The organism is Spirosoma daeguense (assembly GCF_054776875.1).
Window position 1 is genome coordinate 21,893 of record NZ_BAAHBF010000010.1, and the last position, 15,058, is coordinate 36,950.

14 protein-coding genes are annotated in these 15,058 nt (G+C 46.1%); 9 read left to right on the plus strand and 5 right to left on the minus strand.

What is annotated here, in order from left to right:
- Window positions 1–5 precede the first annotated feature (5 nt).
- Window positions 6–1,556, plus strand: a complete 1,551-nt coding sequence (locus ACYVD4_RS27715) for a 4Fe-4S binding protein (protein ID WP_460951193.1) — start codon at window positions 6–8, stop codon at window positions 1,554–1,556.
- Entirely contained in the window at window positions 1,480–2,190 is a 711-nt protein-coding gene (locus ACYVD4_RS27720) for a DUF6134 family protein (protein WP_460951194.1), read from the plus strand. Before ACYVD4_RS27715 ends, ACYVD4_RS27720 begins: the two co-directional genes overlap by 77 nt.
- Window positions 2,191–2,392: 202 nt before the next feature.
- Here the strand turns inward: ACYVD4_RS27720 and ACYVD4_RS27725 are convergent, their stop codons facing one another.
- From ACYVD4_RS27725 to ACYVD4_RS27735, 3 genes are all read right to left on the minus strand, one after another.
- Window positions 2,393–2,806 carry a DUF6157 family protein gene (locus tag ACYVD4_RS27725; protein ID WP_460951195.1) on the minus strand — a complete coding sequence of 138 codons (414 nt, stop codon included), beginning with the start codon at window positions 2,804–2,806 and terminating at the stop codon, window positions 2,393–2,395.
- A 348-nt stretch (window positions 2,807–3,154) separates the two neighbouring features.
- Complete coding sequence (locus ACYVD4_RS27730) at window positions 3,155–3,898, minus strand: LytR/AlgR family response regulator transcription factor (protein WP_460951197.1); 744 nt, start codon at window positions 3,896–3,898, stop codon at window positions 3,155–3,157.
- A 9-nt stretch (window positions 3,899–3,907) separates the two neighbouring features.
- On the minus strand, window positions 3,908–5,509 hold the full coding sequence (locus ACYVD4_RS27735) for a histidine kinase (RefSeq protein ID WP_460951199.1): 1,602 nt from the start codon (window positions 5,507–5,509) through the stop codon (window positions 3,908–3,910).
- A gap of 231 nt (window positions 5,510–5,740) precedes the next feature.
- Between ACYVD4_RS27735 and ACYVD4_RS27740 the strand changes: the two genes are divergently transcribed.
- The 3 genes from ACYVD4_RS27740 to ACYVD4_RS27750 all read left to right on the plus strand — a co-directional run bounded on the left by ACYVD4_RS27740 (window position 5,741) and on the right by ACYVD4_RS27750 (window position 9,158).
- Entirely contained in the window at window positions 5,741–7,078 is a 1,338-nt protein-coding gene (locus ACYVD4_RS27740; RefSeq protein WP_460951200.1) for an OmpA family protein, read from the plus strand.
- Between the two features lie 70 nt (window positions 7,079–7,148).
- Complete coding sequence (locus tag ACYVD4_RS27745; RefSeq protein WP_460951202.1) at window positions 7,149–7,817, plus strand: hypothetical protein; 669 nt, start codon at window positions 7,149–7,151, stop codon at window positions 7,815–7,817.
- A 6-nt stretch (window positions 7,818–7,823) separates the two neighbouring features.
- Window positions 7,824–9,158 (plus strand): hypothetical protein, encoded by a 1,335-nt coding sequence (locus ACYVD4_RS27750; RefSeq protein WP_460951203.1) that lies wholly within the window; start codon window positions 7,824–7,826, stop codon window positions 9,156–9,158.
- 138 nt (window positions 9,159–9,296) lie between these two features.
- Here ACYVD4_RS27750 and nhaD read toward each other — a convergent pair whose 3' ends face one another.
- Together nhaD and ACYVD4_RS27760 are read right to left on the minus strand one after the other, a co-directional pair.
- On the minus strand, window positions 9,297–10,592 hold the full coding sequence (gene nhaD, locus ACYVD4_RS27755) for a sodium:proton antiporter NhaD (protein ID WP_460951204.1): 1,296 nt from the start codon (window positions 10,590–10,592) through the stop codon (window positions 9,297–9,299).
- A 193-nt stretch (window positions 10,593–10,785) separates the two neighbouring features.
- Complete coding sequence (locus ACYVD4_RS27760) at window positions 10,786–11,211, minus strand: LytTR family transcriptional regulator DNA-binding domain-containing protein (RefSeq protein WP_460951206.1); 426 nt, start codon at window positions 11,209–11,211, stop codon at window positions 10,786–10,788.
- Window positions 11,212–11,648: 437 nt separating this feature from the next.
- Here ACYVD4_RS27760 and ACYVD4_RS27765 point away from each other — a divergent pair, with 437 nt between their 5' ends.
- The 4 genes from ACYVD4_RS27765 (at window position 11,649) to ACYVD4_RS27780 (ending at window position 14,900) form a co-directional block, all read left to right on the plus strand.
- Window positions 11,649–12,209, plus strand: coding sequence for an RNA polymerase sigma factor (locus ACYVD4_RS27765; RefSeq protein ID WP_460951207.1), 561 nt, complete (start codon window positions 11,649–11,651; stop codon window positions 12,207–12,209).
- Between the two features lie 45 nt (window positions 12,210–12,254).
- Window positions 12,255–12,548 carry a putative quinol monooxygenase gene (locus ACYVD4_RS27770; protein ID WP_460951209.1) on the plus strand — a complete coding sequence of 98 codons (294 nt, stop codon included), beginning with the start codon at window positions 12,255–12,257 and terminating at the stop codon, window positions 12,546–12,548.
- A 488-nt stretch (window positions 12,549–13,036) separates the two neighbouring features.
- A complete protein-coding gene (locus ACYVD4_RS27775; protein WP_460951211.1) occupies window positions 13,037–13,645 on the plus strand; it encodes an RNA polymerase sigma-70 factor in 609 nt (202 codons plus the stop codon).
- Window positions 13,646–13,898: 253 nt separating this feature from the next.
- The gene (locus ACYVD4_RS27780; protein ID WP_460951213.1) at window positions 13,899–14,900 is read left to right on the plus strand and encodes a FecR family protein; all 1,002 of its coding nucleotides are present in this window, start codon (window positions 13,899–13,901) and stop codon (window positions 14,898–14,900) included.
- Window positions 14,901–15,058 lie beyond the last annotated feature (158 nt).

A 15,058-nucleotide genomic window follows, 5' to 3' on the forward strand; every position in this document is an offset into this window, starting at 1 on the left:
TCACTATGCTAACTACCGGGCAACGTATTGGTCTCACTGCTTTTCTGATTGGATTTGCTCTCTTTATTGCGATCCTTCCCCTAAGTCGATATGTACTAACGGACAAGGTATTAAGCGAAACCATTAGCAAAGAGCAATTAGAGGCTGTTCGTTCGGCTACGGCTTCCATGCAGGGAAAGGTTTACGGTGCGTCGTTCGGGTTTGTCGGGGATTATCGGGTTGCTATCGCCCAGCTTAATGATAGGTATAAGCAGCGTAATGAGACTAATCGACTCATTCAGGATTATGCCTTTCAGGTAACGAAAGCCGCCAGCACTGGTTTTTTTTCGGATAATAGTCAACTGTTTTTATGGCTGATTTTACTGCTGTGCATTGGCGGGGCTTTGCTCTACATCCTGCCGACTCAACGGAAATTACCCGGCATTAAAAACAATGGCATTTATCAGAACCCGGCGACAAACCGGGGCTGGATTGGCATCGTAGTGTGTGGCTTCCTGATTGGGTTCTACGTCCTGCTCTATTTTTTCCCAGAGTACATGAGCAATTGGGTACTGTTATTCGACCCGCTGAGTCAGGTTCTGAACGGTGGTCCCGCCAGCCAGTGGTTCGTGTATGGTACATTGTATACGCTAGTGATTCTGGTAATGGGGGTACGGATGTTAGTCAAGTATAGACATAACCGCTACCAACAGTTACGTACACTTTCGGTAATGTTTTTCCAGATGGTTTTCGCGTTTCTAATTCCTGAAATACTCGCTTTCTTTCATCAGCCCGCGCAGGATTTGAAAAATATGTGGCCGCTGGATTACAGTTTCTATTTCGATTACCGAATCGATGAAAAAATTAAGGCTGGTACGTTTGGTGTCTTTCTCCTCGTCTGGGGAACGGCCCTCTGGCTGCTTGGCGTACCGATCCTAACTTATTTTTACGGCAAACGCTGGTACTGCTCGTGGGTTTGTGGCTGTGGTGGTCTGGCTGAAACTCTGGGCGATCCTTACCGACAACTATCCGACAAACGACTAGGCACCTGGAAGTTGGAGCGTATCGTTGTGCATTCGGTACTCCTATTTGCCGTTTTGATGACGGCTTTAGTGCTATATACGTACTGGAGTGGGCAACCATCGCTATTTGGTTTTCTGGATTCCAACAGTATCCGTTCGGTATATGGGTCCGCCATCGGGGCTATTTTTGCAGGGGTACTAGGTACCGGATTCTATCCCGTTTTCGGAAGCCGGGTCTGGTGCCGATTTGGCTGTCCGCTGGCAGCTTATCTGGGACTTGTCCAACGCTTCAAATCCCGATTTCGCATCACTACGAACGGTGGTCAATGTATTTCCTGCGGAAACTGCTCAACCTATTGCGAAATGGGTATTGACGTACGCTGGTATGCCCAGCGTGGGCAGGATATCGTTCGCTCATCCTGCGTTGGATGTGGTATTTGTTCAGCGGTTTGCCCACGAGGTGTTTTAAATCTGGAAAATGATTCAACAACCACTCGACACACTAACCCCGGTCCAATTTTGCTGGGAAACAACAGTTTTCGTATTCAACAATGAACGTAGCTTCTTTCGAACTGGGCTGATTACTCTTGTATTATTGACGGTGTTGACATTGGTTAGTTATGGACAAAATACTCCTCACGATACAACTTACACGAAAGAATATGCGATTGAAATGGCCGGAATCAAGGTCGGTACGATGACTGCTAATCGGCAGCAGCGTGATAAACAAACTGTGGTTTTTACGCTGGTCAGCGATGTAAAAGTCAATTTTCTGGTTTACAAGATTAAAATTTATTACAAAGTCATCAGTCTGGTTCAACAAGGGAAATTGATTCGCTCTACGGTCGATGCTCATACCAACCAAGGCAATTTTTCTTCCCGAACCGAGTGGAAAGGCGACCATTATGAGATTACCGCTGATCAGTATAAATACACGCGTACAGCTTCGGAAACCCGGCGCATCGACTATACGGTAACTGACATGTTCTACACGGAGCCAACGGGTCGAAATCGGGCTTATTCCGAATATTTTGGCGATTATTTTACGCTGACCTCACCCGCAAAAGGTACGTATCAAGCCAAATTAAACGACCGGGAAGATGAATACCTCTACGAAAACGGCCAACTCGTGAAGATTATCAAGAAGAACCCGCTAAAAAACTTCATCATCCGGCCTATACGGAAATGAAGTTTAAGATGCTACTAGAAAATCACGGGTAGTTTTGCCTTTTCGTTCAAAATCCATCACTTATCATCAATCCGTGTAGCACGAAAGGAGCCATATATGAGATGGATATTCCTTGATTCGTTCGCCTGCGAACACGGTGGCTGTTGGGCTGCCAAGCCTCCTAACCGGGTGACAAGCTCACACTCGCGGAGCGAATCCCACTTTATTTGGATGTTTTCATCGCTTTAATGACCTTCAAGGAGCTATTCCTTGAAAACGCCTTATATTCTGGAGTTTGACAACCATATAAAGCAATTTTCCCTTCCGAATCAGAATGAACACCCCAGCCATATCGTTTTGTTAATGGAGAAGCCCGGAAACAAGGTTGGCCTTTTGAAAAAAACTGCTTTCTGGCTTCGTCCAATTCGCTCTCAGCTAAGTCCTGTCGTTCTGCGTACACCTGGAAGAAGACATCGTCCGAAGTGAACTTATATGGATTTTTGTTCACTAAATCAAATTGAAGATTGGCAACCGACTTTCCATCTCCTTTCACAGGTGGAATCTCGCCCATGGTAGCTGGACAGTCTTCGGCAATTTCAATAAATGTATTTATATAGTTGGTTGAATGAACTTTCATTTTTTGTTAAATTTGGTTTTATGTAGTTACCTTTCATTGTTAGACCTGCGAAGCCAAACAACGTAACGAATCCACTTTTGTCAGGGGGCAAATACTGAGCTATTTCCCAAGTCAGCGGCAAGTTGGCAAACCTATCGAACCGCCCAATCTTTATGCGCCCCAATTATAGATACGTAAATCTCTCTTCATCTCTTTGGGGAGCATTTTATGAGACACCGATGAAACCGCCTATTTTGTTTGAAATAAAAAGCTAAAATCTACGGGCAATTGATTAATAACAGTTTCACATAGTGGTTGATCAGTAAAGTATGTAAACTCCTTAGCGATTGTTTGCAATCATGAAGCATATTATAATCGCTCAATCGTAGTAAACTGTTCAATCAACCAATCGCGTTTGGGTTTGCCGACGGGAACCTGTGATTTATCAGCCATGATCAGATAACCGCCCTCCTGCCGAACAATCTTCTGTATATAAGCAGGATTAATCAGGTGCGACTGGTGAACTCGCACAAATCCGTGGCCCGCCAGCGATGATTCTACTTCCTTGAGTGTCCGACAAATCAGGCTCGTTTGTCCATCATTCAGATAAAAACGCGTGTAGCTGGCGTCAGCCATGCAGCGAATAATGCTGGACACTTCCAGTATTTCGTATCCTTCCTGAACAGGGAGCGCGATACGTGTTTTTTTCGTACCAGCCGTCGTGTCCGGCAAGCTAACCCGCTGCAAACGCTGACTATGTTTCGCCTGCAGCTGTTGCCACGACCATAGCGCCTGCTGCAATTCATCTACCTGAATTGGTTTCAGTAAATAATTCAACGCACTGACCTGAAACGCCTGAATGGCAAACTGATCGTAGGCCGTCGTGAAAATGACATCAAACTGGAAACCCGGACATTGCTCCAACACCTGAAAGCCATTCATTCGGGGCATCTCAATGTCCAGAAACAGAATATCGAACGTAGCCAGCCGGATGTAATCGATTGCGGCTTCGGGCTGGTTAAATTTAGCCAGCACCTCAACGCCCAGATGCTGCAGTTTGAGCTCCAGTAGCTCGGTGGCGTACGTTTCATCGTCAACAAGAATAGCTTTCATATAAATAGCCTAAGAAACAACGGTTTTAGCGTCGGGCTGATACGTAATACGAACCAGCGTACCGGTTCGGGAGTCAGCCCGAATATCAATAATCTGAATCGCAATCTGCGACGGATAATTCTGGTTGAACAATGTAACGCGCTGCTGAGTAATATCCAGCCCAAACGACTTTTGGCGGGTAATCGACTTAGTTTGGCGTGCCTGCTCTCGTCCAATACCGTTATCTTCTATAGCAAAAACTATCTGTCCTTGCTCATTTGGGCCAATCCGAATCGACAGCCATTTATCATGCTGGTAACCGGGCATGAGTCCGTGCCAGATCGCATTTTCGGCAAATGGCTGTAGTAACATGGGCGGAATAATCAGACTGGCCGGATCAACCAGTGAATCGACCTCGATCACGTAGCGAAATTTATCATCGAAACGCGTCGATTCAATATCCAGATACAATTGCAGTGCTTTCAATTCGTCGGCAAGCGGGATCGTTTCTTCTCGAGAGTGGTTCAGAATCAGACGGAGTAGCCGCGAAAAACGGGACAGATACAGCGATGCCTCATTCGGCTTTCCTTTTAGTACCAGATACTCAATCGCATTCAGGCTGTTGAACAGAAAATGTGGATTCATCTGGCTACGTAACGCCAGCATTTCCAGCTCAGCAATTCGTTTTTCGAAGCTGGTACGTAGCTGCGTTTCGCGCTGTAGCTCCAGCAATCGCTGGTTTTCGAGTACTTCATCGGTCTTTACCGACACTTGTTTTTCCAGCTCAACATTGGCTTTACCGATTAGTTGACGATTTTCTTCGAGCTGAGCAATGTAGGCCCGTCCACTGGCTTCGCGCTCCTGATCCAGCAGTTGAATACGATACGCCAGAGCAAGCGCAAACACCAGAATTTCCAGCAAAACACCGAAGGAAATACGCATCAGATCGTCTACTGAACCCGGCAGCTTTACTCCTTTCAGAATCACTTCACCCGCTCGCAACCAGGCCAGTATGCTGGTAACAAGGAGTAGCCCATTACCGATCAGTACGTACACTTTTAAGGGCGACTGACCCCGAAACCCAACCCACAACAGCAAGCCAATGTGCAGCGGAACCAGAATCAACCGCGATAGCCAGAACGTAATGGTTTTGAGCGAGGCAATATCGACCAACGCACAAATCCCAGCATACGTAACACCATAACCGATACAAAGCCAGGCCACTCGACGTAACAAACGACCTGCTTGTGCATGATGCTGCGGCAGATCAAGCAATTCGCGCAGAAAAAACAGATAGGCCCCCATGCCGCACCAGATCACGGCTTCAGAAAACTGATTAGGCAAGAACGAATATTGGCTCAGCCAATTGCCCAGGGGCGTGTAGGCGCGCATTTTCAGGAGCGTATAAATCGATGCGGCCAGTACGTATAAAAAATAATACCGGTAGATCGGGGCACGATAGCGGCTATACAGCAACCCCATGAAAATCATAAAGAAAAATAGCCCACCCTGAATCCAGCTCCGATACTGAAACTCGATAATATCAGCCGACGTAATGCCTGGTTCAATAAAGCCCAGCCAGCCGTCAGTAGAAAGTTTCTGGACTAGAGTAAATAACCCTCTTCGAACCATAAGCTGCCGATTTATACCAATGCTACGCAAAATGGCCAACGATTGAAAACGAATCTAGCTCAAAAGTGGATCTGACTTACTCAGAGCGCCATCTGAGTCATTACATAGCGCTTCGATTCACTCAAACGCCCTGCTCACAAATCAATATGGGCTATTGATTAACGGATCAGGATTCGCCAGATCAGGAATGGTCATCTTTACCCGTAGACTATCTTTCTCTTTCCATCGAGTATGAAAAAGCAAGCAATCGGGTTCGGTTGCCTGATGCTGGCTGCCCACGTAGCGGCAGCGCAGGTTCGGGTCGAAAATCCTCAGCGAACGGTTGAACGTAACGTAGAAGGGCGCACTAATCAGAAAATCGATCAGGGCATCAATCGCGGATTGGATAAACTAGAAGAAGGAATCGGGACTATTTTCAAGAAGAAACCGAAAAAAGATCAGCCCAAAACCAAAAATGAACCCGCAACAGAAACTGATCAGCCTTCGGCCAATGCAGAAGAAAGCGTTCAGGAAAATCCGAAACCAACAGCAAAACCCAACGTAGCGAAGCCCGCGCCCAAATCGCTGAAAGCCTACAGCAAGTTCGATTTCGTTCCAGGTGAAAAAATTGTTGCGATCGAGGATTTCAGTCAGGATGCCGTGGGCGATTTTCCGGCCAAGTGGAACACAAATGCCAGCGGAGAAGTCATCACCATCGACGGGCAATCGGGGAAATGGCTACAGTTTGCCAACAATGGCATCTTTTATCCCGAATTCGTTACGGAGTTACCCGAAAACGTCACGATGGAATTCGACATGATGGTTTCGGAAGACTTTAGTGAGATGCAGTCCGGGCTAAAGGTGTTTTTTCCAACCCGTTCTGAACGAACCCTCAAATTCGATCAGCATTTTAACAATCAGCCGCTAGCCTCTATCGACATTCACCCCACCAACGACGGCGGCAATACGCATGTGTGGGTCATCGACAAAAGCAACGAACGCGTTCTGGAAAATAGTTTGCCCTTAACCTGGGCAACCGGCGTACCTCACCATATTTCGTTATGGAAACAGAAAACCCGGCTTCAGGTCTACGTTGATGAAACGAAGGTTTGGGATATCCCCAAAGCCTTTCTGGCCGACGTAACGTATTCGGTCCTGTTTGCGACCTACATCAACAGCGGAACGGCCTATGCCCGCAATCTTCGGGTAGCGGTGGGTGCGCCCGATACCCGTTCTAAACTCAGTACGGAGGGCAAATTCAGTACGACTGGCATTCTATTCGATGTTAATTCCGATAAAATTAAGCCCGAATCGTTCGGCGTTCTGAAAGAAATCGGCACGGTACTCAAAGAAAATCAGGGCGTTAAAGTCAGCATCATTGGCCACACCGACTCCGACGGCGATGATACCAGCAATCTGGCTCTCTCGAAACGTCGGGCGGCTGCTGTTAAATCGGCACTCAGCAACGAATTTGGTATCGACGAAAGCCGGATGGAAACCAACGGCAAAGGCGAATCCGAGCCAGCCGCTCCCAACACAACACCGGAAGGCAAGGCCAGCAACCGCCGGGTCGAATTCATTAAACGATAATCGGTTCACTACTAAGTATCGTCCATTGCCAGTCAACGTATGGATGATACGTTCTACCATTTCATACGCCATGAAAAAACGCTTTCTGTTCGCTACGTTGATGAGCAGTCTGTCCCTACTACGTAGCAACGCCCAATCCTGTCTGTTAGATTATCAGACACGCCTGGACGAGCTTCTTCCCAAAGCAACCATCCAGAAACATGTTACCGGCAATTGGTCGGACGCGAAACTGAAATACCGCAAATCGGCCTCCAAATTCGCCAAATATGATACGTATGAATATGTATGGACCAGTGGCCGTACGATGAAACAAACAATTGGGGGACGTAGCATAGATCTTCCCGACGACAATCGGATTGGCGTCGGCTGGATCAATGAAGTCAATCCGAAATACCATCCCGATCCGCTGAACTACTTTAAAAATTTCTACCGTACCGCCACCGAAGCCGAAAAACAGAAAGCCTCCGAACTGATTGAGAAAAAACTAAGCGAGAAAAGCCCCGGCGACAAAGCCGCCGGTAAAGCCGTATCGGGTGTTGTGATGAACCATGCTGGTTATGAGCCCATCGCTGGTATAGGCGATGCGGCTACGTGGGATTTAACCAGCCATCAGCTGATCGTTCTGAAAGGTCGAATCACGTTTCAGGTCATTTCTCGAATCGGTACCGACATGAAAGCGAATCAGGCTCTGGCAAAAAAACTAGCGACCGAGGTACTGGCCAAATGCCCTAAATCCTGACGGAACATGCAAAAACTTCTGACATTGAGCTTTCTGCTGTTGACATCGGTCGCTACGGCCCAAAAAATTGACATCATCAAGCTGGGCAAAGGCTTTCGAGAAATTGATTTCACCCGCCCGACCGTAGCAGCCCGCGTAGATCCAATTCCCAACCAGCCTGGTACGTATCGTTTTACTCATTTTATGGGTGTTGTCTGTACCGATGATCAGTCGGGTGAACAGGGAGAGCTCTACCAATATGTGAACATGACGAATGGCGTAGTTGGTATTTTCGGCGACGATATTGCTCGGATGATACCCGAAAGCCAGCACCAGGACAGTAGAATGGATTTCTGGGCATGGATGCCCAACATGACTCAGCGGATGTACACCAACAGCGCCGAACATGGCAAACCCGTGATGCAGGCCACCAGTGGCGACGGAATGCACACCACCACCATGGCCCGATTCGATGCCTGGAACGAAGGAACGATGTTCTGGCAAAACGCAAGAAAAATTAAAACCACTACGTTGCCTGCCCCCCTGCTGAACGGGAATCGGACACCCATCGCGCTGGATGTGTACGACTACACCAGCGATGAAGGCAAGATTCAAGTCTGGCTGAAGGACATTGGCCCTGCCGAGGGTCAACACGCTCCCCTGAAAAGTATTCATCTGGCAACGGGCATGGGCGGTCTGGGCTTAGTCCGAAACCCAATGAACAATCATGTTTATCTGGCTTTTCAGGTTAACGATGCCGCTAACACAAAAGGCTGTCGGCTTTTTGAATTCCGCCCTAAAACACATTTGTTTTCAGGCGCTTCTTACAAGCCGATGGGCGATCTGATCCTTGACAAATTAACCGAAGCGCAGAAAGAACAGGCTCAACATCAGCAGGAAAAGCTGGAAGAAATCAGCCAGGAAGAGGACGCCCGACTGCGGGAATTATTGGCCGAAAAAGCCCGTATGGAAGCCGACATACGGAAGCAACTATCGGCAGGCATGGCCAACACGGCTCTGTTCAACGACGCGTCGGAAGCCACCCGTACCCAGATACAGCTAATGAGCAATGGAGAAGACCAATATCGATTAGCCGACCTTGAGCTGAACATTCAACAACGTAGACTGGAAATTGAACTGGATCAGCTCAATCGAAGTGGTGCCTCTGCCGAAGACAAGCTGGCAATCAAGCGAAAAATGAACTGTATTCCGGCCCAGCGTCAGAACTGGCAACAATATAAAAATGAGGTACAAACCCTACGTAAGAAATACAAATCGCCGGAAAGCGACGCTGATTTTCTGGAGAAAATGGGCGTGCTCTCTACTCAATTTTACGAACGAATGATGCGTACTTGCCCGTAACGATATTCAATTCTCCTGCGAGCAAACGGTCCATGAAACGTATTCGTCGATGTCTTTACGGTAATGAACGGTTCTCGTTCTTAGTGAGGAGGAGCGATGGTCGATTCTACATAAAGCTACACGTCCAGTAATATTCCGTTAGTGGCTCAAGGCATAAACGCCTAAATAAGTGAGTGCACCGGCTACATAACCCAGCAGGGCTAGCCCACTGATCCGACGAAGATACCAACCAAATTCAAGCCGTTCCATACCCATAACCGCTACACCTGCAGCCGAGCCAATCACCAATAAACTGCCACCTGTTCCGGCACAGTAGGCCAAAAACTCCCACAACTTATGATCGGGTGGGTAAGAGGCCAGGTCATACATGCCCATCGCAGCCGCCACAATAGGCACATTGTCGACAATCGCCGAAACAACGCCAATAATGCCCACGATCACATCTAGATTGCCCACCGATTCATTGAGGGCGGTAGCTACCTGTTCTAATATACCCACTGATTCCAGCGCACCAACTGCCAACAGAATACCCAGAAAGAACAAGATACTCGGGACATCAATTTTACTCAGCGCATGAGCGACCGAAAAGCGTTGTCGGTCCTGCTCATCTTTGTCAGCATGAATGAACTCAGAAACAACCCACACCAGACCCAGCGCTAATAAGATGGCCATATAGGGGGGTAAATGGGTAATTGATTTGAAGATAGGTACCATAATAATGGCGGATAAACCAGCCGCAAACATGACGCGTCGGTCCCGTCGGGCAACGGGGTCAATATAGGGACGGCTAGGATATTTATGATCCTTGCCATCCTGTTTTGCGTCGTCAGACTTGAGCGTGAAACTCAAGATAATCAGAGGTACCAGTAGGCAAACGAGGCTGGGCAAGAATAATTGGCCCATAATCGTAACCGTTGTCACTTGTCCTCCGATCCAAAGCATGGTGGTGGTCACATCACCGATTGGCGACCAGGCTCCTCCCGCATTGGCGGCAATGATGATCATACCGGCGATCAGTTTACGTTGCGCTGGTTGCCGAACCAGATTACGGGTCACTGAGACCATCACCAAAGCGGATGCCAGATTATCCAGCAAGGCTGACAAAACGAATGTCAGACCGCAAATAAGCCACATCAGGACGCGAGGATTTCGGGTAGCAATGCGGTCCGTAATGATGATGAACCCGCCATGAATATCGATCAATTCGACAATGGTCATGGCTCCCAGTAAAAAGAACAGAATTTGGGCAATCTCAGCTAGATGATGACTGAGTGCTTCCAGAACAGGATCAGGACTAGGAGCTGCGAGAATATACACAGTCCAACAAATGATTCCGGTGATAAGGGCCGTAGCGGTTTTATTGATTCGGATGGGATGCTCTAACGTAATGAGCAGATAACCCAGCAAGAACAGGGCAACCAGCGTTGTAATCATACCAGAGGATAAGTGCCCTTTTAACTTACTGGAAGCCTTTCCAGTAAGTTAAAAGGGCTTTTTTATGCGCAAGTTAGGAGCCAGGCTTATAGGAAAGATTAGAAAAACCTTAGATTAGTTTCCAGAGGCCTTTGGGCTCACTCCTACTGCTCACGGAGAAGTGTAAGAAAGATACTCCGCCTACGAGTAAGCTTTAAGATGTATGGAAAGAGGCCTGAAGGGAACGACTAACGGGAACATCGCCCAGCATGATCTGACACACCTCCCGCCAGCGACGGCGGGCTATGGGCAAAGAAAGGCCCGTTGACAGATGCGCCCAGAGTCCCGTTCGACTACTGTATAACTGCTCAATAAATCGGCGATTGACAACATAATTTCGGTGAAGCCGCAGAAACCAATGAGCGGGCAATTTATTATGATGGTATTTTAGTGGGTGTGCTAATTGGAAGGAAGGTTCATCAAGCCAGTTGAACTGTGTATAGCTGCCCTGTGCTTTTAGATAGATTAGATCAGCAACGAAGAACGATCGATGCCCAACGTCTGGCACAGGAAGACTGATCGGCGGAAAGTTGCGTAAATCATCGGGTAGCGAGGCTACCTTCTCAAAAAAGAAAGTCATCAGTTTGTGGAGTGCTTTGTACTAGGAATGTATACGAGTAAACTCTCCTATTTGGATTTTTCGGAGGCCAATCTCAACCAATTGAAACGATACTATAATGCTGAGTAATGCCACAAGAAACATCCCGTTCAAAGGCGTAAATTCAAGAATATTCTTTCGCTTATGTGGGAGCTTTTTTTGAGATGACTACAGATACACAAACATTTAGCGGCTGAAGAGGTGTCACTGTTGTTGTGCTTAATAAATGACTACCGCTTAATATATTCAACCTCAAATTTTTGAGTTGGTATAACCATCTACGGTTAAGCAGGTTAATCAAGTTAGAAAATCTATGCTTGGCGGAGTTGCGTACGTAACGTTATGAAAACCACATTACTTAAGCAGTTTTCATAACAGTACCTCTTCAAGACAATCCACTAATAATTGACAACCTGATTATGATTTCTGCTACAGAACAGCAACTAGTAAAGGACTTACAGGCTAAAAAACAGTCTGCTTTCCATCAACTTTATGATGCCTATTCACCTGCACTATATGGCATTATTTTCCGGCTCGTGAAAGAAGAAGAGTTAGCGCAGGATTTATTGCAAGATGCATTTATAAAGATTTGGACAAACATTGGCCATTTTAACGCTGAGAAGGGACGGCTATTTACCTGGCTTGTTACGTTAACCCGTAACGTTGTTCTTGATGAGCTACGTATCCAAAAGCAAAAGCAAAAATGTGATAGTTTTCTTCTTCAGCGTGGAGAAATTTCACATTCGGGTACTTTCCCGGATAAAATTTTAGATAAATCGTTGTTAAATCTACTACGTCCCAATCTACGGCAGGTGGTTGAGTTAACGTATTACAAAGAGTTGACTCAACAGGAAATTGCAGATCAATTGGCCATTCCACTAGGTACAGTTAAAACTCGGATACGGTCAGCTATGCAAAAACTGCACAAGATATTGATTCAGGACATTCACCACTATCGCTTAAGAGTGGTTTACACTTAATCAATACTCAATTTCAATAATTACCATTCCTCAAAACCAAAATTCATGGAAAAGTTAGCCTTGCTCGCTCGTGTTCAAGCCAAGCCAGGTCTGGAATCTACCGTCGAAAACTTCCTAAAAGAGGCATTGGTGATGGCTCAGCAGGAAGAGGGTACTATACGTTGGTACGCTTTCAAACTGAATGAAAATACATTCGGTATTTTCGATACGTTCGGGACTGAAGACGCGCGGCAGGCTCACTTAACCGGCGAGATTGCTAAAGCACTGATGGCTAATGCCAATGCCTTGTTGAGTGCTCCCCCTGTAATTGAACAAATCGAACTGCTAGCCGTTAAGTAATCGCTATTATCGAGTCAGAAAACAGCAAAACACTTTAGAGCCGGATTACTTCATGTATTTCGGCTCTATTTATTCCAAATTTCGATTACTAGGTAACTAGCGTTTTACGAGAAGCCCATAGAGTTTAGCTAGTTAACAATTTCTGGCTCGCTGCGCCATTAAACACCAATTAGGAGGGATTAGTGGAACGGATAAATCAATAGGCGTGTGCCCCCCCTTTACTAATTTCGATATAGTCATAAGAATTGTACTATAACGAACACTCATTCAATAGGCTAAACTCACCATTTGCCAAATGGTACTGGGCGACCGTTGCCAAACAATTCCACTAAGGCAAACTCAATTTGGACGTAGCTGCTATCCAAATACTAACTGAAACCAACTAAAAACAGCTTTTGACTAGTATAACGAAACAGGAAGTAGGAAGGGGCAGGGAATTAAGTTGAAATATTTACAGATATATTTGTGATTTAATTCCTTGGTAAAGCTTGGCTAAACTCGATATAACTACACTTATGGAGGCCACTAACGTATCTGATGCTATCCTGTTGGAGCGCTTAGGAACAGGTGACCAACAGGCTTTTCAGGAGATCTATCAGCGGTACTGGTTTAAGCTATACGAGGTGGCTAGACGGAAAGTCCTTACCGAAGAGGATGCCGAAGAAATTGTTCAGGACATTTTTGTCGATTTGTGGGAAAGGCGGGAGCTATTACTCATTCAAGATATTAGTAAGTTTCTTTATAAAGCGGTCAAGTATCAGCTTCTAGACTACCTGAAAGCCAAGTTCGTGCGTCAGGCGTACCAAGATAGTAAGCAGCGTTTTAATCTGGACACGGATACCCATACTGAAGAACAGTTGGCTTTAAAGGACCTAAGTGAGGCCATTTTAACCGGAATTGACCAATTACCGGCCAAAACGCAGGAAATTTTCCGATTGAACCGCTTAGAAGGAAGGTCTGCTAAAGAGATAGCGGATCTGCTACAAATTCCCGAACGAACCATTGAATACCACATCACCCAGGCCCTGCGCACGATGCGTAGCTATTTGAAAGACTTTATTGTCTATACCCTGTCAATCTTGCTTTCAAATCTATAACGTCTACTCTTAGTCGTATTTATACAAATATTGTATTTAAAAGAGAAAAATTGCTCAATTTTAATGATTTAATATAAACTTTTAGAGAATCTTTTGACCCATTTGCGGTACCTATACGCCACAGTCTACATATTGAGTAGAAGGCTTCAGATCGGCAAATCTTCGTCAAAGGATGTATAAGTACACAAAAGGATTCCTTAGAATACTCCAGCGATACATTGATAATTCAGCTTCCCGAGAAGAGAAACGGGTTATGGATTACTGGTATGAATCCATTGATCAGGATAAGTTGGTGGAAAAAACGGTTGCTGAAAAACGGTTACTGGAAGACAAATTATGGCAGCAAATCCAGGCAAAAACTAATCCTTATCCTGCCAGCTTAAAGCAATCAGCACCCAATTGGTGGACACGAAATCGAATTCGATATGCCATGGCAGCCTCGATCGTTCTACTGGTAGGTTCTCTTTATTTCATATCAACCTTCTCTCATTCACATCAAGTTGCTCTAAAGGGATTAACTACCGAGCAAATCGATGCGTTGACTCTTCTGGAAAATACCTCAGGTGGCCCGAAACGTGTTCAGCTGTCAGACGGTAGTCAGGTAACGCTGGAGCCAAAGGCATCACTCTATTACTCCCAGCTGTTTAACGGAAATCGACGAATTGTTTACCTGGTCGGCAATGGGTTCTTTGAGATTGCCAGGAATCCCCAAAAGCCGTTTTGGGTCTACAGCGAATCCATTGTCACCAAGGTATTGGGAACTAGTTTTACGATCCGGAAAAATGAAAAATCGGGCGATATAGAGGTGGCCGTCAAAACCGGTAGAGTTCGTGTTGAAACATCTGAGGAACACAAATCGACTACCGAAAAGCAGTCCAATGGCGTCGTGTTAACGCCCAACGAAAAGGTTACATATCAATCCCTCAAAGATCGTTACGTTACCGGACTGGTGGATAATCCAATTCTGGTCGACCCTTCACCGGAGTTTAGTAAACCGGATGCCTTCGCCTTTGAGGAAACTCCCTTGAGTACAGTGATCAAAAAGCTGGAGAAGGCTTATGGGGTTGACATCACCCTCGTTAATGAATCCATCGGTGATTGCCCAATAACCGCTAATCTGCCGAACGAATCCTTGTTTGCAAAACTGGAAGTCATCAATGCGTTGTTAAACTCAACGACCGAATTCAACGGGACTACTATTCTCATGACAGGTGGCGAATGTGTTCCCTTTAAACCCGTTTCACCTAACCATTAATGCGAATGATGTAGCTTTTTTTAGTCAAAAAGCCGGATATGCTTCCAACACATCCGGCCAATTACGCTCCCCGCAATTTCGTTTCCGTCTCGAAAAATTCATTTTCTCAAATGAAGCGGGGGTTTATTGTCAAATTTTCCCAATTCAACAAAGGCAAA